At 40.3% G+C, this 24,535-nt stretch carries 14 protein-coding genes; 9 read left to right on the forward strand and 5 right to left on the reverse strand.

What is annotated here, in order from left to right; all coding sequences use genetic code 11:
* Nucleotides 1–15 precede the first annotated feature (15 nt).
* Complete coding sequence (locus WG905_RS12675) at nucleotides 16–1,140, reverse strand: CofH family radical SAM protein (RefSeq protein WP_339592096.1); 1,125 nt, start codon at nucleotides 1,138–1,140, stop codon at nucleotides 16–18.
* Between the two features lie 66 nt (nucleotides 1,141–1,206).
* Between WG905_RS12675 and WG905_RS12680 the strand changes: the two genes are divergently transcribed.
* Both WG905_RS12680 and WG905_RS12685 read left to right on the forward strand, forming a co-directional pair.
* Complete coding sequence (locus tag WG905_RS12680; protein WP_339592097.1) at nucleotides 1,207–2,451, forward strand: M16 family metallopeptidase; 1,245 nt, start codon at nucleotides 1,207–1,209, stop codon at nucleotides 2,449–2,451.
* On the forward strand, nucleotides 2,444–3,718 hold the full coding sequence (locus tag WG905_RS12685) for a M16 family metallopeptidase (RefSeq protein ID WP_339592098.1): 1,275 nt from the start codon (nucleotides 2,444–2,446) through the stop codon (nucleotides 3,716–3,718). The genes WG905_RS12680 and WG905_RS12685 overlap by 8 nt, the downstream gene beginning before the upstream one ends.
* A gap of 15 nt (nucleotides 3,719–3,733) precedes the next feature.
* Here the strand turns inward: WG905_RS12685 and WG905_RS12690 are convergent, their stop codons facing one another.
* The 3 genes from WG905_RS12690 to WG905_RS12700 form a co-directional block, all read right to left on the reverse strand.
* Nucleotides 3,734–5,626: a DUF3858 domain-containing protein gene (locus WG905_RS12690; protein ID WP_339592099.1), complete on the reverse strand. Its 1,893-nt coding sequence runs from the start codon at nucleotides 5,624–5,626 to the stop codon at nucleotides 3,734–3,736.
* Nucleotide 5,627: 1 nt separating this feature from the next.
* Nucleotides 5,628–7,652 carry a DUF3858 domain-containing protein gene (locus WG905_RS12695; protein ID WP_339592100.1) on the reverse strand — a complete coding sequence of 675 codons (2,025 nt, stop codon included), beginning with the start codon at nucleotides 7,650–7,652 and terminating at the stop codon, nucleotides 5,628–5,630.
* A 62-nt stretch (nucleotides 7,653–7,714) separates the two neighbouring features.
* Entirely contained in the window at nucleotides 7,715–9,568 is a 1,854-nt protein-coding gene (locus WG905_RS12700) for an outer membrane protein assembly factor BamB family protein (RefSeq protein ID WP_339592101.1), read from the reverse strand.
* Between the two features lie 67 nt (nucleotides 9,569–9,635).
* Between WG905_RS12700 and WG905_RS12705 the strand changes: the two genes are divergently transcribed.
* From WG905_RS12705 to WG905_RS12730, 6 genes are all read left to right on the forward strand, one after another.
* Nucleotides 9,636–10,130 (forward strand): GNAT family N-acetyltransferase, encoded by a 495-nt coding sequence (locus tag WG905_RS12705; RefSeq protein WP_339592102.1) that lies wholly within the window; start codon nucleotides 9,636–9,638, stop codon nucleotides 10,128–10,130.
* Between the two features lie 144 nt (nucleotides 10,131–10,274).
* On the forward strand, nucleotides 10,275–13,022 hold the full coding sequence (locus tag WG905_RS12710; RefSeq protein ID WP_339592103.1) for an alpha-d-galacturonidase: 2,748 nt from the start codon (nucleotides 10,275–10,277) through the stop codon (nucleotides 13,020–13,022).
* Nucleotide 13,023: 1 nt separating this feature from the next.
* Nucleotides 13,024–14,574 (forward strand): MGH1-like glycoside hydrolase domain-containing protein, encoded by a 1,551-nt coding sequence (locus tag WG905_RS12715; protein WP_339592104.1) that lies wholly within the window; start codon nucleotides 13,024–13,026, stop codon nucleotides 14,572–14,574.
* Between the two features lie 38 nt (nucleotides 14,575–14,612).
* Nucleotides 14,613–16,208 carry a glycoside hydrolase family 28 protein gene (locus WG905_RS12720; protein ID WP_339592105.1) on the forward strand — a complete coding sequence of 532 codons (1,596 nt, stop codon included), beginning with the start codon at nucleotides 14,613–14,615 and terminating at the stop codon, nucleotides 16,206–16,208.
* A gap of 17 nt (nucleotides 16,209–16,225) precedes the next feature.
* A complete protein-coding gene (locus WG905_RS12725; protein ID WP_339592106.1) occupies nucleotides 16,226–19,039 on the forward strand; it encodes a glycoside hydrolase family 95 protein in 2,814 nt (937 codons plus the stop codon).
* Entirely contained in the window at nucleotides 19,036–22,569 is a 3,534-nt protein-coding gene (locus WG905_RS12730; protein WP_339592107.1) for a malectin domain-containing carbohydrate-binding protein, read from the forward strand. Before WG905_RS12725 ends, WG905_RS12730 begins: the two co-directional genes overlap by 4 nt.
* 18 nt (nucleotides 22,570–22,587) lie before the next feature.
* Here the strand turns inward: WG905_RS12730 and WG905_RS12735 are convergent, their stop codons facing one another.
* A complete protein-coding gene (locus WG905_RS12735; protein ID WP_339592108.1) occupies nucleotides 22,588–23,460 on the reverse strand; it encodes an AraC family transcriptional regulator in 873 nt (290 codons plus the stop codon).
* A 372-nt stretch (nucleotides 23,461–23,832) separates the two neighbouring features.
* On the opposite strand from WG905_RS12735, the gene WG905_RS12740 reads away from it, so the two are divergent.
* Nucleotides 23,833–24,507: a DUF3826 domain-containing protein gene (locus tag WG905_RS12740; RefSeq protein WP_339592109.1), complete on the forward strand. Its 675-nt coding sequence runs from the start codon at nucleotides 23,833–23,835 to the stop codon at nucleotides 24,505–24,507.
* Nucleotides 24,508–24,535: the final 28 nt, after the last annotated feature.

The raw sequence follows: 24,535 nt of genomic DNA on the forward strand, positions 1-24,535 counted from the left end.
TTAATTTATGCCAATTTAGTAATTGATTACCTGTTCTTCAAGGTGATCGGGTAAATCCCGGTAATTATATTTCTGCCCACGAAGCTGAGGGTCGAATCCAGCTTCCCGGATTGCCTCCTGGATACCATTCGCTGTAAAGCGGTGTGGTGCACCTGCGGCTGAAACCACATTTTCCTCAATCATGATCGAGCCAAAATCATTTGCACCGGCATGTAAACATAATTGAGCGACAGATTTACCTACCGTTAACCAGGAAGCTTGTATATTTTTGATGTTTGGCAGCATAATTCTGCTTAAGGCCAGCATTCTCACATATTCGTCACCAGAAACATTGTTACTAATACCACGAAGTCTTTTTAATAAAGTGCCATCATCCTGGAACGGCCATGGAATGAAGGCAAGAAAACCATTTGCATCGGCTGGTTTCTCACTTTGTACTTCCCTGATCCAAACCAGGTGTTCAAAACGTTCGTCAATAGTTTCTACATGGCCGAACATCATGGTAGCCGATGTTGTAATATCCAGCTGGTGTGCCGCACGCATGACATCCAGCCACTCTTGTCCGCCACATTTACCTTTAGAGATCAGTCGCCTTACCCTGTCGTTAAGTATTTCTGCACCTGCACCCGGCAAGGAATCCATGCCTGCAGCTTTTAATGTAGCCAGTACCTCAGTATGTGATTTACCTTCTATCTTGGCCACATGAGCAATCTCCGGTGGGCCTAAGGCATGAAGCTTTAAATCTGGATACAGTTGTTTCAGTTCTTTAAACAAGTTCGCGTAAAAATCAAGGCCCAGATCAGGGTGGTGGCCACCCTGTAATAAAAGCTGATCACCGCCTAAACGGAAGGTCTCCTCAATTTTTAGCTTGTACGTTTCTATATCGGTAATGTAACTATCTTCGTGTCCTGGTCTTCTAAAAAAATTGCAGAATTTACAATTTGCTATACAAACGTTAGTGGTATTAACGTTACGATCAATCTGCCAGGTCACCTTTCCTGAAGGTACTTGTATTTTCCTTAATTCATTGGCTACATAGGCTAATTCAGCTGTGGCAGCGTGATGATATAAAAAAACACCCTCTTCTTTAGATAAAAAGTCGAATTGTAGTGCCCTGTGTAATAGTTCAGCAGTGTTCATATGGCAAATATACCATAAGTTCTGTTCTTTTTTAATTCCTATCTTTGCAACAATTATTTAAAAAATATGGTAAACTTTAACCGTTTTACATTAGCTAACGGATTGCGTGTGTTAGTGCACGAAGATGATACGACGCCGATGGCGGTCTTAAATATATTATACGATGTAGGTGCCCGTGACGAGGAAGCCGACAAAACTGGCTTTGCGCATCTTTTTGAACACCTGATGTTTGGTGGTTCTGTTAACATTCCTTCTTATGATGAACCCTTACAAAGGGTAGGGGGAGAGAATAATGCTTTTACCAGTAATGACATCACCAATTATTACATCACTTTACCTGCCGTTAACCTTGAAACTGCCTTTTGGTTGGAAAGTGACAGGATGTTAAGTCTTTCTTTTTCAGAGAAAAGCCTGGAGACACAACGGAATGTAGTTTGTGAAGAATTTAAACAAAGGTACCTGAATCAGCCTTACGGCGATGTCTGGTTAAAATTAAGGCCTTTGGCTTATAAAGAACACCCTTATCAGTGGGCAACAATTGGTCAGGATTTAAAGCAGATTGAGAATGCCCGCATGGATGATGTGAAGGCATTCTTCAAAAAACATTATAACCCACAGAATGCTATTATGGTAGTGGGTGGAAATGTTAAAACCGAAGATATCCGCAGGATGGCAGAGAAGTGGTTTGAACCCATTCCTGCCGGAGAAAAATACGTAAGAAACTTGCCTAAAGAACCATTGCAAACTGAAGCCCGTGAGGAAATAGTTAAGGCAAATGTTCCCTTGAATGCGATTTACATGGCTTTTAAAATGCCTGCAAGGAACGACGATTCCTACCAGTCGTTTGACTTATTGTCTGACGTGTTGTCGCAGGGGCAGTCTTCTCGTTTATACAATACTTTACTAAAGGAACAGCAGTTGTTTAGTGATGTGCATGCGTACATCACCAGCAGTATTGATGAAGGTTTATTTGTGATAGAAGGTAAGCTGGTTGAAGGTGTGAGTGTAGCAACTGCTGAAGCAGCGATCTGGAAAGAACTGGAAAAGACAAAAGAGGAGCTGGTTACCGTGGATGAGCTGACAAAAGTTCAAAACAAATCTGAATCTATTATGGTATTCTCAGAATTGAATTTGTTGGACAAAGCGATGAACCTGGCTTATTATGAGCTCTTAGGTGATGCTGCTTTGTTAAACACTGAAATCGATAGGTACCTTGCGGTAACTGCTGAACAAATACAACAGGCTGCTCAACAAATATTTGTAAAAGAACAATGTTCAATTTTATACTATTTAATTGCTAAAGATGCTTAATCGTACCCTCGTGCCTGATTCAATGCAGGTTAATGATATAAAATTTATTGCGCCGCAACAACAGCAACTTGACAATGGTATAAAAGTATATACTATTAATGCCGGCAAACAAGACCTTGTAAGGATTGAATTTATATTTGATAATGTAAATTTTGATGCTGCAAAACCCTTACAGGCTGTAGCTGTGAACCATTTGATCAATAATGGAACAGCCAGCCTTACTGCAAAAGATATTGCCGACAAGGTTGATTATTATGGTGCTTTTTTACAAACTGAATATGGTGCTGATCAAAGTAGCATCAAACTCTACTCACTTAATAAACACCTTAAAGCTGTTCTACCGATTTTAAAGTCCATCCTGGATGAAAGTGTCTTTCCACAACAGGAATTAGGCATCTTTATTCAGAACCAGAAGCAATCTTTACAGGTGAGCCTGGAAAAAAATGATTTCCTGGCCAGGAAAAACTTCGCACATGCTATTTTTGGAAATTCCAGCTATGGTTCTAATATTTCATATGCTGATTACGATGCTTTGCAGCAACGGGATCTGTTGGAATATTACGCTGCGGCCTATAAGCCTGAAAATTGCACGCTATTCATTGCCGGGAAGTTTGAACAGTCGGAGTTTGAGCTGGTAAACACTATTTTTGGTCAGGAATGGAATAATAACAACCCGTCTGTTAAAAATCAATTTTCATTTTCCGCTGCACCTAAGGGAGAAATCCTGATTGAAAGGCCAGAAGCCATTCAGTCTGCTATCAGAATGGGCACGATGAGTATTAACAGAAGGCATCCCGATTTTGCTGGCTTTCAGGTACTAAATTGTTTGCTTGGTGGCTATTTTGGTTCCCGGTTAATGACTAACATCAGGGAAGATAAGGGTTATACTTATGGTATAGGCTCGGCTGTAGTTTCGATGAAGGATGCCGGCTACTTTTTTATAGCGACAGAAGTAGGTGCCGAAGTTTGTGGCAATGCATTAATTGAAATTGAAAAAGAGATCACGCTTTTGAAAACTGATCTTGTACCAGCACATGAACTTGATCTGGTACGTAACTATATGTTAGGTTCTATGCTAGGCAGCCTGGAAAATGCCTTCTCCCATGCTGATAAGTTTAAAAATATATTCTTCTCCGGCCTGGATTATGAGTATTATGAAAAATACATTGACACCGTGAAAACAATTGATGGCGAGCAATTGCGTTCACTGGCTAATTTATATTTAAATACTGACGATTTTATAAAAGTTGTAGTAGGTAAGAAGTAAATAGAAGGGTATTGGCTAATTTACTTTAGCCAATACCCCTTTTAACTTGTCTGCCTGGTAAACCTTTTTATAAAATTCAATCAGTTCATTGTATTTTTCTGGTGGATATTGTTTATTGTTCATGGTTTGTGTCCGCTTGTAGATGAGGGTGTTGTCTTTCTGCAAGACTAGCATGGTATACTGGCCAAATTCTGATGTGATATTCACTTCTTTAGGCAGAAATTCTACTTTAAAACCTGTTGGAATAGTGTAGGTAATCTCATCTTGATCCTGATAACCATAAGGAACAGAGAAATAGGTTTTCCTGTCGGTCGCTTTTGCCGGCACACGCTCCCGGCGGTTCATTAGATTTAAAGTTAAAAATACCTTGTCAGCCCCATGCGTTAGAATTTGTGAAGATTTAACCGTAATCTTTTCATTGACCACCGGCCGATTTTTGTCTGCCTGCAGGTAACTGAAACTTACCAATTCCATGTTTGGTATATCCAATTGGTTCATCAACGATTTGCGTTGCTCCACAGGCTCTTTAAAGAGCATTCCGTAATTGCCTTCATATTGTGCATAACCATACTCCGAATCTATATCAATGGCTGCTGCTCCTTGCTCGTTTATAGCGATTTTGATTTTTCTTTGTTGAAAATTATCAACAGGCCGATATTGTGGTGTTTTTACAAGCTTTCCGCCCTCGGCTGTAACCAGCAACACATTTTTATCAGAACAATCATAAGACAGGTAACCCATGGGTATTTGCTGATTGGTGCATTCCAGCCAAAGGCTATCTTTTTCCAGAGGTACAAATAGGATCATGTGATTCGCCTGGTTTAGGCTTGCAAACTTTGGATTAAGAGAAGGCATACCTGATCCGATGACAACCAGGTTGGATGGGATTCCTACTTCATCCAACATCGCTTTCATGTAATTGGAAAGTGCTTTACAATCGCCGTAATTAACGGCAGCCACTTTATCAGCATTGATGGGTTTAAGACCGCCAATGCCTAATTGGACACTTACATAACGGGTGTTCGCTTGTAAGTATTTGTATAAGATGTTAATTTTCTCTTTCGGACTGTTTGCTGTAGCCGTCAGTGCTGCTATTTTAGCCTTTGTTGCTTCTGGTAATAGTTGTTTCTCACTATTCAGCTTGTACAGCCATTCGCCGACATTTTTCCAGTTTTCAAGGTTGCCTTTGGAGTTGTCGTATTCAAATTCATTCGGCGCCAGGTTCACCCATGGTCTTACGTTTCTTAGCCCCACACTTAAGGGTTCATGTTCCAGTGCAGCTAAGTTTTCACAAGACCATTTATAAACGGTTTTATCTTTAACTGTGGATGAATCTGTGGTTAAGCCTTTACTTTTTAGATACTTGAAAGACATGCTTGCAGGTATTTTAAACGTGTAATCTGATTTTTCGACGGCATAACCAAAGGAACTAACAGGATACCACGAAGGATAACTCGTTAAACCGGTATAATCTTTACTATAGCTATATTCAATTGTATAAGGGAATGTACTGTTCAAAAATTCAAGTTGCTTAACCCTGCTGTCCTCATAAATAGTTCCATCAGAAATGGCACTTCTGTCTTTGAAATCTGCACTTTTATATTCTTTGATTTTTACACCATTTGCATCATACATTGCGGCCTTCAGATTGTAAATACTGGAAAAACGATCATAGAAATCATAAAAGGATGAAGCACCTTCTCCATTTTTATTCAGAATGGTAATCGCTGTTTTATAGGTGTATGTGGCCTGACTGATGCTTTTCAGATCAAACACTTCTTGTTCCATCCGAATAACTACGGCGGCATTTTGTTTTAGTTCCGGGGCTATTTTAGCGACTGCATAGTCAGCTTGTCCTTTTGAGTATAAACTTAAAAAGACAAAAAAAGGTAGGATTAATTTTTTCAATTTACAGCTTTTTAAATACGATTTGTTGGGCCTGTTTATCTATGATGAGCCGGAATAATTCTTTTAAGTCATGATAGCCTTCAGCGGGGAAAACTGCCTTGGAAATAAGCACTCTGCTGCTTAAGACAACTTTATTGTCCTCTGTAGAAAACATGTATGTGAAAACACCTTCGTTGTTCGGTAACTGGATTTTACCATTTGCAGGTAATTTTTCTAGTTTGTAATTTTTCGGAAATTCGATAAGCACACGGTAATTTTCTTCTATAGGGTAAGCAAAATCTACCGGATAGTTTCTTTCCTCCAGTTTGAAAGGGTTCTCCTTGGTTTGCTCATATAATAAAGGACTCACCATTATCAAATCTCCTGCTTCTTCCACCTTGTCTTCAATAACTACTTCCATTGTGTTTGTGAGTAATTCTGAAGGGTTATCCAGGTTTGCAATTTTGAAACTCTTTACTTCTAATCCAGGTTTGTCGCTTTTATAATTTTTGATAAATTCGGCTTCGTTGATGGCCGCAGTAAATTTATTCCGCTGACTCACTCCTGTATAATTATTATAGGAGAGGTATAAATGGCCGGTTAGCGTATGATCTTCATTTAAAATAAGGTTATAATAAGTGTTGGTCTTACTTGTGCTATTTACTTCCAGCGGAATCCATGTTCCATTCTTTTCAGCCACGTTTATCTTTAGTCCTTGCTGATTCAGGTTTTGATAAGAAATAAGATCCTTAGTCAGGTATTTGTCTGCGGCATCTAACAAAACCGTATCACCTTCCAGCTCTACAGCTACGATGACATTGTTAAATTTTGAAAGCAAAGGATAGCCAGGGTGATAACCGTTTTCTCTTGTGCTAATCAACACAGGTGATGCATTAATCTTTGCTTCCCTTAATAGACTCAATAAGGAAAGATTAATATCTGCACTGTTACCGGATTTTTTTTCAAATACAGTTTTCACCTGATTAACAGTGGAATATTTGCTGTAGCTGTCATTCCATTTCAAATTATTTTTTACATAGTCAAAAATCAGCTGCATTTGAAGTGGCGGTTTGGTTTCCGTCTTTAAGATTTCAGGCAATAGTGACTTGCTGAAATTGCTTTTTGAAAAGAATTTCCCGAAGGTCTGTTCTTCCATCAATTCAGTGACTATTTTTGGCCAGTTTGAGCTGTAATCTTTATGAATACTTCCAGGGAATTTTGTGCTGCTTAGTTCAAATTCTATTTTGCTAATATAATCCTCCACAGTGGTGATAAAGCGCTCGTCCTTAATTGCGGGAACATGTTCTGCAATATATTTTAATGCAAGGGATTTCGCTTGCAGCGTCTGCGCTTGCTCATGGTTACTTCCTGCAATATAGAAGTTGTCGTTGACATCTTCCTGCTGAACCTGCTCTATTGGAAAATAACCCCTCGGGGTAACTTTATACCTGAAGTATTCAGGGATCTTTATACTATATTCTGAATACAATATCGGGAGTGAGCCCTGGAAGTACCAATCCCGTAAGGTGAAGATGAAATCTGATACGATCTTGTACTTGTATTCTACAATTGATCCCTCTTTGACATTTGGTAGGGTGAATTTTTTTATGGTCCAATTCTTATCATGCTTTTCTGAAAACCGGGCATCTTTGGTAATCTTACTCACTACGATCTTCCCGTTTTCTAAATTGTAAGTGCCAGCTTCCATAAAAGCCAAAGTTTCTGCCGAACCTCCTTCACCACGATAGAGTTGGATGTCAAAATCCGCAAGGTCATAACCTGCTTTGTTGGAAACTTTATACCTGATATGCCGTTCGTAAACAAAGACGAAACCACCGGTTTTAGGACTAACCTCAAACCAACCTTTGCCGATGTCAAATAACTTAATACCTCTTGCTGCAGAATCTGCTCCTGCTACTTTGGTTTCAAATTCCTGAAGATCTATTTTTCCATATTTGAAGATTTTCGGATTGCCGGTTTTTTGTTGCGCCTGAGTGATCAGGACAGAGAAAACCATTAAAAAGGTGAGTAAAAACTTTTTTTGCATAATGAGAGCGTTAAATTTCATGCAATTATAATAAAAAATAAATGCACTATAAATTAAATTAATTATTTAACAAGCAAGGTTATTACGCCGTCCATCGTTGCTACCAGGATTTTGTCCTTATTGATGACATTAACTGTATTTACCATAGAATTATCAATTTTATGGGCCCACAACTTTTTTTGTGCAACAGGGTCAAAAGCATAGACTACACCATTTTTGGTTCCAAAGAATACATGTCCATCTTTGGCGATCAGCATGGAGGGAACATGCTCATAACCGTAGTTCAGGTTTAAGCGCCACAAAATCCCGGGGTCCGTGCTTTGCGTTTTATAAGCCACCACTTCATCGTTCATGGTTTTCCCGAAAATGATAGACTTATCTTCAGAGATACCAATTGATTCTCTGACAGTTGCTTCTTTGTTTCGCCACATGGTTTCGCCATTTTTAGCATTTATCGCCGTAAGCACACGGTCGGGCGCAGCGATGTAAATAATGTCATTGGTTGCAACAGGGGTAACCATGGCAGGAGAGTACATCCTGTTGGCATGGCCGTTGTTCCATTTCCACACCAACTGACCATTGTTTTTATTCAAAGCGTAAAGGTGTCTTCCCCATGCGCCGAAGATGATTTTATCCTTATAAACCAAAGGAAGGCCAACTATAGCACCTTCGACTTCATTAAATTCCCAAACAAGCTTACCTGTTTTAACATGGAGTGCGCGGAAGGAATGGTCACTGGATCCTATATAAACCAAGCCTTTTTCTACCACGGGTGAACCTAATACGGCAGCTTTGGCTTCATATTTCCATACAAGTTTTCCGGTATTTAATTTGAGGGCATAAATATTTTTATCACCCGAACCGAATATCACGATGTCTTTAACGATTACCGGAGAGGAGTAAATTGCACCTTTGGTTTTAAAAGTCCACTTTTTGCTGCCATCTTTAAGCGAAAGGGCTTCAATTTCACCAATTGCATTACCAACCACTGCGATTTTATTATCGGTGGCAGGCGTTGAAATGACATTAGCCGCCGAATGATAAGTCCAGCTTTGTTTTACCTGTGGGTACTTTTCATTAATGGCATAGGAGGGGCGTTCATACTGCTTATTATCTGTTGAATTAAAAGTCTTTAATGCAAACTTTCTCCATGCATTTTCAATTGTTATCCCCGGTTTCTTTGTCGCGAAGAAAACCGAATCACTGCGCATGGTAACCACGTTATATCCTCCGACACTGTCTTTGGCTCTAAGGTTAGATCTGCCCATAGTCCCTTCAATTCCCTCAAAGTTTAAGGCTCTGTTACTATGGCCATGCCCACAAATGGCATACTGAATATTGTATTTTTTTATTCTGTCGGTGGCTTCGTACCAGTTGTCAAGACTATTGTCGATCGGGTAATGGTTAATAAATACCAGAGGCATTTCCTTTGGCGTATTTTGTAAAAGCTTTTCCAGCCAAACTGTTGCATCCCTTGGGATATGCCCGTCAGACATGCGTACATAAGGGCCCGAAGCACATGCGATGAAACGGTACCCCTTGTGGTCGAACGTAAATTTATCATCACCAAACTGATTCAGAAAATCTACGCCTCCTGACTCAGACCAACCGGTATCATGGTTGCCGGGAATAAGGTAAACGGGTTTGGAAAGTTTGGAAAGTATTTCTTTGGCGACTTTAATCTCTTCAAGTGTACCCATTTCGGTAATATCACCCGTAACGAGAACAAAGTCGAGGTCATTTTGTCGGTTGATGTCGGCAACAGTTCTGCGGAGATCTTCGTCTCCGGTTCCTATTCCAATATGGGTATCGGTTACAAATGCATACTTAAAAGTTTGCGCTCCGGCAGAATGGTGAAGGAGGAAAAACAGGGCAAGGCTAAGGTAAAAATGGAGCTTAATTTGGTTTAGTTTCATGTCAGTGAAATTATGAATTAAAAGTTTTCACAGTGAATAATTTGAATAAATATTTTATCATATTTGTATGAATAAAATGCTTTTATTTCTATTCCAGAAACATATGTTAGCAACCGCTGTCGATACCAACAAACCTGCTTTTAAAATTAATCCTGACCTTTCTGAAATCGATTGGGTATATGTATGTGAACTTTTCGATAAAGTAAATTGGAGAACCCGCTTGCCGGCGGAGATTGAAAAGGCATTTAAGTCAAGCACCTGGACCTTATTTGTATTTAAAGATGAGCAACTCATTGCTTTTGGACGTACCATTGATGATGGACGTTACTATGCCATGCTGGGGGATATTGTAGTTGATCCTGATTTTCAAGGCAAAGGTTTAGGTAAAAAAATCGTAAGTACCTTAAATACCCAATTGGAAAATTATCATTTTGTAACTTTAACTGCTGCTCCGGGCAAAGAGAATTTTTACAAAAGCATGGGCTGGAAGAAACAATCTACTGCATTTATTTGGCCCCAGGGACCAAAGCAGTTAAGGCAGCACACCGAATCGGAAGAATAAAGTGCCTAATGCTAATATCATATAGTAATTTGGGGAAATGTTATATTAATGCAGTTGAGGCTATAGCTATATTTGGGTTTTACAAATTTAACCAAATGTACCTGTAGCCTAATTTTTTAGGCTTAAAACCCTAAAGACGGACTGATGAGGAACTTCCAGATTTTTATATTTTTAGCATTTTTATTGCCAATATTTTCCCAGGCATCTATTGTCGATAAGTCAAAAGTTCAAACGATTTTAATCCCCGTTGGAAATAATCCCAGGATTAAGTTTGGCGCTGAACGGATCTCCAAAGCATTAAAGCTTTTAGGCTACACTTCTAAAATTATTCAGCAGAACACAGTGCCTTCAATAAAAGGATTGATTGTGATCACCACCACGGCAGATCAACTTTCGACAAATGCCCGTCTTTCGCCACAGCAAAAATCTCAAACGAAATCATTAGGAAAGGAAGCCTTTTCTATCGCTTATAATGACCGTAATAACCTGGTTATTGTTGGTTCCGATGCTTCTGGTGCTTTATATGGCTGTATGGAATTGCTGGACCAAATAAAAACGTCCGGAAAACTTCCTGAAAAAATAGCTATAACTGATCAACCCGAAATGGTCTTAAGAGGAACCGCTATTGGCCTTCAAAAACCAGATTATTTGCCCGGACACGATATTTATGAATATCCTTACACGCCTGAAAGCTTTCCATGGTTTTATGACAAAGACTTATGGTTAGATTACCTGGATTCGATGGTGGAGAATCGTTATAACTCTTTATACCTTTGGAACGGGCATCCATTCTCGTCCTTAGTAAAGCTTAAAGATTACCCTTACGCCCTTGAAGTAGATGAGGAAACTTTCAAGAAGAACGAAGAGATGTTTCGTTTCCTTACTACGGAGGCCGATAAAAGAGGGATATGGGTTATTCAGATGTTTTATAATATTCTTATCCCTAAACCTTTCGCAGAGAAACACAACCTTAAAACACAAGATAGAAATCGCCCTATCACTCCATTAATAGCCGATTACACGCGTAAATCTATCGCCGCTTTTGTAGAGAAATATCCGAATGTGGGTTTATTGATCACTTTAGGTGAAGCAATGGAAGGTACCGGACAGGACGATGTGGACTGGTTTACAAAAACCATTATTCCAGGTGTACAAGACGGATTAAAAGCCATCGGCATAACGACAGAGCCTCCATTGGTTTTAAGGGCGCATGATTCCGATGCACCCAGGGTAATGAAATCGGCTTTGCCTTTGTATAAAAACCTTTATACGATGGCTAAATATAATGGGGAAGCACTGACAACTTATACCCCGAGGGGAAGTTGGGCTGAGTTGCACAGAACTTTGAGCGCGATTGGTACTGTGCACATTGAAAACGTTCACATTTTAGCCAATTTGGAGCCTTTTAGATATGGGTCAGCAGATTTTATTCAGAAATCTGTTAAGGCCATGCATGAGGTATACGGTGCGCGAGGTTTACATTTATATCCACAAGCTTCCTATTGGGATTGGCCATATACTGCCGACAAAGTAGAAGGACGTTTACTGCAAGTTGACCGTGATTGGATTTGGTATAAGGCATGGGCACGTTATTCCTGGAATTCAAAAAGAGAAAGGCCGGCCGAAATAGATTATTGGGGAAATGAGCTTGCGTCTAAATATGGTACAGATTTAAATGGTGGTAAAGCCATTTTGAATGCTTATGAAGAATCCGGAGAAATTTCTCCAAAGCTACTTAGGCGCTATGGAATTACTGATGGCAACAGGCAGACGCTTACCCTGGGTATGTTGATGACACAGTTGATCAATCCATTTCGCTACGGATTATTTACCATGCTCTACGAATCTGAAGCGCCGGAAGGGGAAATGATCATCGAGTATGCAGAAAAGGAATGGAAAAAGCAGGGACATATTGGGGAAACTCCGGTTCAGGTTGCCAGAGAAGTTATTGAGCATGGTAAAAAAGCGGTGGAATCAATAAATCAGGCTGCTGCATCCGTTACAAAGGATAAGGAAGAATTTAGGATGCTTAAAAATGACATGTATTGTTATGATGCAATGGCGAACTCTTATGCTGAAAAAGTGAAAGCCGCCTTATGGATCCTGAGATATAAATACTCAAATGATATTGCTGACCTGGATAAAGCAGTTCCTTTCCTTCAAAATAGTCTGGACCATTATGCAAAATTGGTCAAACTAACCGAAAATGATTACCTGTATGCCAACAGCATGCAGACCAAACAGCGTAAAATTCCAATGCGTGGTGTGGACAAGACCTTTATTCATTGGAAAGAAATGCTCCCAGTATTTACCAAAGAATTAGCACATTTTAAAAGGAGCATCGATTCGCTGAAAGCTGCAGGTTCAACTAAAGCTGCCGTAATTAAACCTTTTAAAAATGTAGAAGTTACGATGCTTTCGCCTTATGATGGTTATTACAACCTGCAAAAAGGAATTAGTGTATTTAAGGATACCGTGAGCCAGGTAAAGGATATTACCGATCAGCTTGTTGGTCTCAAAGGAATTAAGTTTACCAAAAATGCGCAGGTAAAAGAAGGAACTACCTTGAGATTTAAAAACAAACAGCCTGTAAAATTATTAATAGGTTTTTTCAATCAGCAAAACCCAGGCTATCTGGCTGCACCAGTGCTTGAAATTGATGCCAGTGCAAATAATTATGGGCAGGCAGAAACAAAAATTTTAAACGCAATTATGGTGAATGATGTGCCTGTGAATGTTCATGCTTATTCTTTTGATGCAGGTACACATACTTTAAATCTTGGAAAAGGCGCTTGCATGCTATTGGGTTTCATAGATGACAAACAAGAGATGCGCATTTACAATGCAGGTTTGGACGGCCGTGGAAGGGACATTGATTGGTTATTTGAATAAGATGATGTATAGAAAGAAGTTAACAGTAACACTGTTGTTGCTGCTGATGACCTGTGCCGGGATAGCACAGGAAAATCTACAGGGAAAACAAAAGTTGAAGAAATACGTAGGCTATTTTAATTCTATAGATACGGAAGCGGTAAAGAATTATATTCCTAATGCAAACGCCTATGAATGGTTATCGGAAAATATTCCTTTACTGGAATGCCCGGATGAGGTAATTGAACAAAATTATTACTACCGTTGGTGGTCTTTCCGCAAACACCTCAAAAAGACGCCGGACGGTTTTATCTTTACTGAATTTATAGAACCTGTTAAACATGACGGAAAACACAACGCCATTAGTTGTGCCCTTGGACACCATATTTATGAAGGAAGATGGCTTAGGAATACCGCTTATTTACAGGATTACATTAAATTTTGGCTGTATCATTCCGATGTGGGTCAATCTAAACCACGCTTTCACCAGTTCAGCAGTTGGATAGATGATGCCGTTTATCAGAATTATTTAGTTAAGCCAGACCTGGCTTTTCTAAATGGTATTATGCCTGCTTTAGACCTTGATTACCAGAAATGGGAAGAACAACGGCAGCTAAGCTCTGGCTTATTCTGGCAGTTTGATGTACAAGATGGGATGGAAGAGTCCGTAAGCGGATCCAGAAAGGAACACAATATGCGGCCAACGATTAACAGTTATATGTACGGAAATGCAAAAGCATTGGTTCAGCTAGCTGGGATCACTAAAAATGATATACTGGCCCAGAAATATACACAGAAAGAAGCAACGCTGAAAAAGCTGGTTTTGGATAGTTTATGGGATCATACTGCAGGCTTTTTCAAAACAAGAATGTCTAAAGGCGGATTGGCGGAGGCCAGGGAGGCCATTGGATTTATTCCATGGAACTTCAACCTGCCTGCTGATGATAAAATGTATGCCAGGGCATGGGATCAGCTCTTAGATACCGCAGGTTTCAATGCCCCATGGGGATTAACAACAGCAGAAAGAAGAACGCCTACTTTTAGGACACGTGGGTCTGGGCATGGCTGTGAATGGGATGGTGCATTATGGCCTTTTGCCAGTACACAAACCCTAAAGGGCCTTTCTAACCTCCTTGTCCATTATAAAAATCACGGCAAGATGGATGCCGGTGTTTTTTATAAAGAAATGCATAAATATGCATTGTCACACCAGAAAAATGGCAAGCCATATCTCGGAGAATACCAGGACGAAAAAACTGGTGAATGGCTAAAAGGTGATCATCCAAGAAGCAGCTTCTACAACCATTCAACGTTTGGCGATTTAGTGATCAATGATTTGATTGGTGTTAAGCCAAGATTAGATCAAATCTTTGAATTATATCCACTCATTCCAAACGGAAAATGGGATTGGTTTCTTTTGGACCAGCTTTCCTACCAGGGCAAAATGATGACCATTCGCTGGGATAAAACCGGCAAAAAATACAACAAGGGCAAAGGTTTAAGAATTTATGCAGATGGCAAAGAGATTTACCATGGCAAAAAATTAAAACATGTGAAAGTGCCCTTCAATTAAATCATATACAAACCAATCTTCTACTTTAATTGCGTGAAATGAAACAATATTCCTTAATAAAATTTTATAAAGTTCTAACATTGAGTTGTGTACTCCTGGCGCTATCTATGGTTGCAGTAGCACAGCCCTATTATAATGTCTTAAAATATGGTGCCAAAAATGACAGCAGTAAACTGGCTACCACAGCCATTAAAAATGCTATAGATGCAGCATCCAAAAAAGGTGGCGGTACTGTATATTTTCCGGCAGGTAAATACCTTACCGGTCCGATCCATTTAAAAAGCAATATTACCATTTTCATCGATGCAGGTGCCGAACTTCATTTTAGCGATGATTTTGATAATTATCTGCCTATGGTTAAAAGCAGGTATGAAGGTGTGGATGTCACTAGTTTTTCGCCATTGTTTTATGCATATGAAGCGGAGAACATTGCAATCATCGGCAGGGGAATTATCGATGGGCATGGCAAGAAGTGGTGGGATTTCGTGGAAGGTTATAAAGAAGGCCAGCCGCGTTCAAAATGGCAACATATTTTTGACGGGTTAAATAAGGATATCCTGCTGCCAGATGAACCTAAACAAATGAAACGTGGCTTTCTGCGGCCTCCTTTTATCCAGTTTATGCATTGCGAAAACGTATTAATTGAAGGTATAACCATCAGGAACTCTCCATTCTGGACGATAAATCCTCAGTTTTGTAATAATGTAACCATTAATGCGGTGACGATTCTTAACCCGGATGCCCCAAATACAGATGGGATCAATCCTGAATCTTGTAGTAATGTCCGAATTGCAAATAGCCATATCAGTGTAGGTGATGATTGCATTACCATTAAATCCGGAAAAGACGCACCAGGTAGAAAAATGGCAAGACCAGCAGAGAACTATACTATCACCAATTGTACGATGCTATCAGGTCATGGTGGGGTAGTGATTGGCAGTGAGATGTCTGGCGACGTAAGAAAAATTACCATCTCAAATTGTATTTTCGATGGAACCGACAGGGGTATCAGGATTAAATCTGCCCGTGGTAGAGGAGGGATAGTAGAAGAAATCAGGGTAGATAATATCGTAATGAAGAATATCGGCCTGCAAGCCATTGTATTAGACATGCAATATGCAGAAACTGACCCAGAGCCAGTGTCAGAGCGTACCCCTCGTTTTAGAAATATTCATTTTAGCAATATTACAGGAGAGGTAAACCAGGCTGGTTATATCAACGGTCTGGAGGAACTGCCTATTGAGAACATTACTTTTAATAATATTAATTTAGATGCTAAAACCGGTTTTACCATCAAGAACGCCAATCGCATCGCATTTCATAATGTAGAAGTCAATACCCAAATCGGGCCATCGTTACATGCAAGCTTAGTTAACAACCTCATTGTAGACGGGTTCAAAACCTTTACTCCACTTGCCAATGCACCTGTTTTAGATCTGGTTAATGTGAAGAATGCATTTATTTACAATAGTTTCCCCATTGCAGGAACAACAAGCTTCCTGAATTTAAGTGGTGCACAAACCAAGAATATTACCATGGGAAATAACCATTTTGGAAATGTTAAAACAGCTGTTCATACAGCAGCTGATGTTTCAGCACTTGTAGAGGTGATTTCAGAGCGTAAAGGCCAGTAATATTTAAATAACGGGATATGATGATGTATAAAGTTTTAGGAGTAATCATAGGATTGATCAATTTCCAGGCTGCGGTTGCGCAAGAATCGCCAATGCAGCTTTGGTACACCAAACCTGCTGCTACCTGGACAGATGCATTGCCAATTGGTAATGGCCGTTTAGGAGCAATGATTTTTTCAGGAATTGCAAAAGACCATATCCAGTTCAACGAGGAAACACTCTGGAGTGGGAAACCCAGGAATTACGATCGTCCGGGTGCGGCAGCTCATTTGCCGGAAATCAGAAAACTGCTTTTTGAAGGCAAACAGCAGGAAGCGGAAAAACTTGCAGCAGATAAATTTATGGGCTTGCAGAGTGAACCCGGTGATCGTCAACAATGGGTAAATACGATAAAATCTGGCGAAGGAATCTCTGGAAGGCCGGAACTGGAATCTTTTAATGATCAATCCTGGAATACCATACAGGTGCCTGCTTATGGAGGATGGGAGACCGTCGGCCTGCCAAACTTCGATGGTGCCGTATGGTTAAGGACCACATTTGAAGTGAAGGAAAACCTGTTGGGTCAGGATTTGATATTGGACTTAAATCGTGTCCGTGATCAGGATTTTACTTATGTCAATGGCCAACTGGTAGGCAATACCGACGGTACGGAGCCAAGGAAATATACGATCCCTGCTCAATTAATTAAAAAGGGTAAAAATACAATCGCTATCCAGGTGCTCAATTATTTTGATAAGGGTGGAATTGTAGGATATAAAGATACAGCCCGGGCAATTGGGATTTACCCAATAGGTGCCAGCGTGAAAAGCGGGATCTCCCTGGTGAAACCATGGAAATATAAAGTTCAAGATCAGCAACCGCCTGCAGTTGCCCAATTCCAGGCCAGTTACCAGGCTTTTGGTGACCTGGTTTTAGATTTTAATCACCCTTCCGGGGCGACAAAGGATTACAAGAGAATCCTGGATATCAACACCGCTGTTTCCAGTACCACTTATACCCTCAACGGGGTAAAATATCTTCGGGAGTACTTCGCGAGTCAACCCAACCAGGTAATTGTCACCCACCTCACTGCAAGCCGTAAAGGTAGCATCAGTTTCGATGCGACTATCTCAAGCAGCCACCATAAATCGGTCGTCAGGAAAGTCAATGATCATACAATTGCCATTGCTGTTCAAGTAAAAGATGGTGCATTAAGAGGGGAAAGCCAACTAACCATCGTCCTAAAAAATGGTGCAATCCGTATCATCAACGGTAAGCTGAGCATCAGCAAAGCTGATGAGGCAACACTGTACCTTACCGCTGGAACTAATTTCATCAATGATCATGATGTAAGCGGGGACCCTGCAGAGGTCTGTAGAAAGGCTTTTTCAACCCTGAAAAATCAAAGTTATCAGCAGGTAAAACAGCGCCATATCCAGGAATACCAGCGCTATTACAAAACTTTTTCCGTTGATTTTGGAAAAGGGGAGAATGAAAATCTGCCAACAGATTTGCGCATAGAAAAATTTGCAGCCTCAAAAGATCCTTCTTTTGCAGCGCTTTATATGCAGTATGGGCGATACTTATTAATTTCCAGCTCAAGACCAGGTACACAGCCTGCAAACCTTCAGGGTATCTGGAATGATTTATTAACGCCACCATGGGGAAGTAAATACACGACAAACATTAACCTGGAAATGAATTACTGGCCGGCGGAGGTTTTAAACCTTTCGGCTATGAACGAGCCTTTGTTTAAAAAGATCGGTGCTTTGGCAGAAAAAGGGCGGCACACGGCGAAAACTTATTACAATGCAAATGGCTGGGTCCTACATCATAATACAGATCTATGGAATGCGACTGCACCAATAAATGCTTCGAACCATGGGATCTGGGTGGGCGGCTCAGGCTGGTTAAGCCAGCATCTGTGGGAGCATTACTTATTCACACAGGACCGTGACTTTCTTAAAAATGAAGGTTACCCGTTAATGAAGAAAGCAGCGGAGTTTTATGTTGACTTTTTAATTAAAGATCCCAGGAGCGGCTGGCTGATCAGCACACCAGGAAACTCACCAGAAAATGGTGGAATGGTGGCCGGAGCCACAATGGATCATCAAATCATCAGGACGTTGTTTAAAAACTGCGTAGCGGCGGCCGAGGTATTGGGTACTGATGATGTATTTAAAACGTCCTTAGAGGAAAAGATAAAACTCATCGCTCCCAATCAGATAGGTAAATATGGTCAGTTGCAAGAGTGGCTGGAAGACCTCGACGATACCACGAATAAACACCGGCATGTTTCGCACTTATGGGGTGTACATCCAGGCAATGATATTACTTGGGAACAAAATCCAGCATTAATGAAAGCTGCCAGGCAGTCGCTGCTGTACCGTGGAGATGAGGGTACAGGCTGGAGCCTGGCCTGGAAGATCAACTTTTGGGCAAGATTTAAAGAAGGTGACCATGCGATGAAAATGGTGAAGATGTTAATTAGTCCTGCTGCACAGGGTGGTGGCAGTTATACCAATCTTTTTGATGCACATCCACCTTTCCAGATTGATGGGAATTTTGGCGGGGCAGCAGGAATAGCAGAAATGATTTTACAAAGCCATACCAGTTATATAGAACTTTTACCTTCCTTACCTGCAGGCATCCCTTATGGAGCAGTTAAAGGCATTCTGGCGCGTGGTGGTTTTGAATTCCATATCAATTGGGATAAAGGAAAATTAGTATCCTTCACTGTTTTTTCCAAAGCCGGAGGCTTGTGTAACCTACTATACAAGGGCAAAAAAATAACCACGCCAACTGAAAAAGGTGGGCATTATAAATTTAATGGGAATTTAGAACGCATATGATCAAGAAGATAGCCATTCTTATAGGAATAACAAGTCTTTTATTTGTCGGAACTATATTGGCACAAAGCGACCTTCGCAAAAGCATTTCACTAAATGAAAACTGGCAAAGTATAGCTGCAGATAGTATAAATGCTTATCATGGTTTTGAGCATACCGGTTTTAAAGATAAAAACTGGAAAAAGGTAAATGTTCCTCATAACTGGGACCAATATGAAGGCTACCGCCGTATGGTTCATGGCAACCGGCATGGCTATGCCTGGTATCGTAAAACTTTTCAAACACCAGAAAAGGGTGCCGGTAAACGATTTTTTCTATATTTTGAAGGTGTCGGTTCTTACGCGACCATATGGCTGAATGGTAAGAAAGTGGGCTATCATGCTGGCGGGCGTACTACTTTCACTATCGATGTAACTGCTGCGATTAAGTTAAATAACCAACCCAATTTATTGGCCGTTCGTGCAGATCATCCCGCAAATATCCAGGATCTGCCCTGGGTTGATGGGGGGTGTTCAACGGAACGCGGTTTTTCAGAAGGCTCCCAGCCTATGGGTATTTTTAGGCCGGTACACCTGGTGGTGACTAATGAGGTAAGGATAGAACCGTTTGGCCTTCACATCTGGAATGATGCACAGGTATCTGAAAAGGCGGCTACCCTACAAATGGAAACTACTTTTAAAAACTACAGTATATATCCTAAAGAGATTACGGTGGTAAACCAACTCGTTGACAGGGACGGCAAAATGATTTCGGAAGTAAACAGCACCGTAAAAGTGCCGGCTGGTAAAACAATAAAAATTCCTCAGCGAACCGCCCAGTTAAATTATCCAAAGTTATGGTCTTTAGAAGATCCCTACTTATATACCGCCAAAACTTTGCTGTTGGAAAAAGGTAAATTGGTAGATGAACTGCGTACACCTTATGGGATCCGCTGGATCAGCTGGCCAATTGGAAAAACGGTGAATGACAAACAGTTTTTGCTGAATGGCAAACCTGTCTTTATCAATGGGATAGCAGAATATGAACACATGATGGGTCAAAGTCATGCTTTTAGCGCTGAACAGATAAAAACCCGGGTCATGCTCATTAAATCTGCTGGTTTTAATGCTTTTAGAGATGCACATCAGCCACATAACTTAGATTATCAAACTCATTGGGATAAATTGGGCATCCTTTCCTGGACACAAATGGCCGCACATATCTGGTATGATACGCCCGAATTCAGGGCTAATTTCAAATCCCTGCTTAAAGAGTGGGTAATTGAGCGCCGTAATAGTCCCTCCGTGGTTTTGTGGGGACTGGAAAATGAAAGTACCCTGCCTGAGGATTTTGCCAGGGAATGTACCGAATTGATTCGTGAACTGGATCCTACGGCCTCTTCACAACGTAAAGTGACCACCTGTAATGGAGGAAAGGGAACGGACTGGGATGTGCCTCAAAACTGGACCGGTACTTATGGTGGCAACCCGTTAACTTATGCAGAAGATGTGCAGCGACAGGTGCTGATCGGCGAATATGGTGCGTGGAGGACATTAGATCTACATACAGAAGGTGGTTTTGTTCAAAATGGTGTCACCAGTGAAAGTAACATGACACAGTTGATGGAGACTAAAGTTCGTTTGGCAGAATCTGTAAAAGATAAAACAGCAGGACATTATTTCTGGCTCTATAGCTCACATGACAATCCTGGAAGAATTCAGGGTGGTGAAGGTTTACGGGAGTTGGACAGGATAGGGCCTGTTAATTATAAAGGCTTATTTACCCCATGGGAAGAGCCATCTGATGTATACTATATGTTCAGGTCTAATTATGCACCGAAAGCTACAGAACCTATGGCTTATATCGTCTCCCATACCTGGCCAAACAGGTGGCTTTTTCCAGGGAAAAAAGATAGTATCACTGTTTATTCCAATTGTGACGAGGTGGAACTTTTTAATGATGTAAATGCCTTGTCTTTAGGTAAAAGAACTCGAAATGGCATTGGAACACATTTTCAATGGGATGGGGTGACGATCAAATATAATGTTTTGTATGCTGTAGGTTATGTAAATGGGAAAGAAGTTTCCAGAGATTACATTGTTTTAAATAACTTACCAGAAGCACCACATTTCAAAGATTTCAATGCGGAGGCAAAAAACCTGACGACAGCCAAAAAGGGATATCATTATTTGTACAGGTTGAATTGTGGAGGCCCTGCCTATGTAGATGAAAATGGTGCAGAATGGTCTTCAGACCGCCAACTGAGTGGCCCCGAGAATTTCGGTTCTAACTCCTGGACTGCAGCATTTCCCGGGCTTCCTTCCTTTTTTGCCAGTCAGCGCAGAACATTCGACCCTATTAAAGGGACCCGCGATTGGGGACTTTTTCAAACTTTTAGATACGGACGCGACCAGTTAAGTTTTCATTTCCCGGTACCTGATGGCGAATACTTAGTGGAACTTTATTTCAACGAACCCTGGCTTGGCACCGGCGGAGGGATAAACGCTGAAGGGATGCGTTTATTTGACGTAGCGATCAACGAAGAAACGATCATCAAAAATCTTGACATCTGGAAAGAGGCAGGTCATGATGGCGCATTAAAAAAGACAATCAAAGCCCGGGTAAAAGGTGGGAAACTGGTCATCTCTTTTCCGCAAGTTAAATCCGGACAAGCACTTATTTCAGCTATTGCCATTGCCACTGTCGATAAAAAAATTAAAGCTGCTCCGGAGAGTAGCTCCATTGTAAAGCTAACCGGAAAAAACAAACAAATGCTGACTGGCTGGATGGATATTGGTGATCAGCAATATGGTGATGATAGAAGTAGTATTACTGAACTTCCATCAAATTTATTTGGAGCAGAGTGGCTAAGAACTTCTAAAAAGGGAACATCTCCTTCAACAAATCTCGAATTTTTGGTGAATGAGGATGCAGATGTGTATGTGGCGACAGCGGAGAATATCAAAGCCAGGTTAGATTGGCTGGCGACTTTTGAGGATACGAAAACTTTCGTTCGTAACAGTACAGGGAAGAAATTTAATGTTTTCAAGAAACGATTTGCTAAAGGAGCACCGGTAAGTTTAGGGCAAAATGAAACAGGTGCAGAGATGTATACTGTAGCAGTTTTACCTGCTTCTAATCTCGAGCCGGCTTATGATCTTAAAGCAACTACAAACTACAAGGCAACCGATGCTACCCTAACTGGGCCAAACATCGTTAAAGAGGTGTTGATGGGGAAAGAACGGGTGTCCTTTAAAGCTTCCTCGGGAGATATTATAGAATTTAGCATTTCCGTTGGAGTGGCAGACACCTATTCATTGACTGTAAAATACCACAACCCCCTTCAAAGCTCTCTCAAAGGAAAATTAGAATTTTTAACCCTCGATGGTACGTTAATGAAAACCGAGCCTGTAGAATTTAAGTTCACTAAACAAGGAAAATGGAATTATTTCAACACCAGTACTGGCTCAATGATCAATGCTGGAACTTATAAATTGAGAATTATTGCTGAAGACGCCAAAGGGTTAAGTATCGACGGTGTAGAGGTGCAATAAATCCTGACCTGAAATTGACTATTCCACCAGGTATTTTCTTTTATAATCCAAAGGTGTCATTCCTGTAACTTTTTTGAAATGCCGGTAAAAATTCGAGATGTTGTTGAAACCACAGTCAAAACAGATCATTTCTGTGGGTAATTTATTTTCAATCAGAAAACGACAGGCATAACTGATGCGGATTTCAATAAGAAAATCATAATAGGTTTTCTTTGTCATCAGTTTAAAATAACGGCAGAAAGAGGTGATGCTCAAGTTACTTAAAGAAGCAATTTCTTCCAGGGTGATGTCTTTTTTATAATTGGAGAGGGTGTAGTTACATATTTTATTAATGCGTAAAGTTTCTGATTCATTAGATTGGTAAAAGGTATTCTTACTGGTTACAATCGTGGAAAATTCATCAGTCTCTGCTAGGGTTTTTAGGATAGAAAGCAGAATAATGATCCTGTCCAGGTTAGTGGCCTCCAAAGCTTGTCTCATGAGATTAGCTAATTTTACTTTTGTTTCCCCGTGAATCACTAAACCACTCTTCGCTTTTTCAAAAAGTTTTGGAATCAAGTAGGCCTCAGGAAGGTTGATTAAATGTTTTCCCAAACAATCCGGCAGGAAGTGAACAACGATAGCCTCAATATTCAAGTCCGGATTATTTTGAAAGTATTCATCTTTACAACGCCAGGTATGTGGTAAATTCTCGCCAAGTAAAATCATTTCATCTGGAGCAAAGTTGCTGATGTTATCTCCGATTAAACGAACACCTTCACCTTTGATGATGAAATGTAATTCCAATTCGGGATGATAATGCCAGATATTGCCGAAATCGGGTTTAATATCGTGCCTGATACTGAATGAACTCTGTAAGGTAATTGGAACTTTGTGGAAGTGAAGTTTCATTAATGTGCTCTGGTAAATACTGGTTAGGTGAATCTTATGTTGCGGAGGTTAATTGTCCGCAATTTAATTACATAATTCTTAAAGTTACTAGTTTTATGATAAGATCCTACACTTTCTTGCTAACAACGATCATTAATAAGAGGATCGTATTTTACAGCTTTGTATATAGCCCAATAGGCACTAACCAAAATATAAATCGGAATATTCTTTTTTCTACAAAAGGATTGCCCTGTATGAATTATGAAACAACAGATTCAACTACAACTTTTGAAAGTCACTGGTGGAGATTTGCAACTTTTTGTAAATCAAAACACCTGTGCTGCACAATTGCAGGATGAAATCTCTTCCAATAAAAACTAAACCAAATAACGTATGAAAAACCTCCTAATAGCCTTGTTTTTGATTTTTACGGCGACTGCTGTGTCTTTTGCGCAGGAGAATAAAATTTCTGCAGATGAAAAGGCTGCCTATCTTAAAGTGATCAGTTTGCGCGCAGATAAGATTGTGGTGCCGCTCGGAATTGAAGATCCTGCAAAAGCAAAAAAAGTAAGCGGTATCATTAGAGACCAGTATAATAACTTAAATGATATTCATACCGTTCGTGACCAGCAAATTAAAGAAATTAAAACCAGGTATGCAGACGATAAGGCTGCTGCTGATCATGCATTAGCTAAAGTTAAAAAGAACGCGGAAACAGCGTTGAGCAAATTGCACAAAAAATACATCAAACAGCTTTCCTCTAATTTAACAACAGCTCAGATAGAGATGGTGAAAAACGGGATGACATACAATGTGGTGCCTATCACCTATAAAGCTTATCAGCAACAAATTTTAACCCTTACTGATGCTCAAAAAAGCCAGATTTTAACGTGGCTGGTTGAAGCACGCGAACATGCAATGGATGCAGAGTCCTCAGATAAAAAGCATGCCTGGTTTGGCAAGTACAAAGGAAAGATCAATAATTACCTTTCTGCAGCAGGGTATGACTTAAAGAAAGAAGGCATAGCGTGGCAGAAACGTATTAAGGCCCAGGCGCAGATCAAATAAACTAACTCTAGAAATTAACCAAATAATT

This window comes from Pedobacter immunditicola (assembly GCF_037482985.1).
Classification (GTDB): domain Bacteria; phylum Bacteroidota; class Bacteroidia; order Sphingobacteriales; family Sphingobacteriaceae; genus Pedobacter; species Pedobacter immunditicola.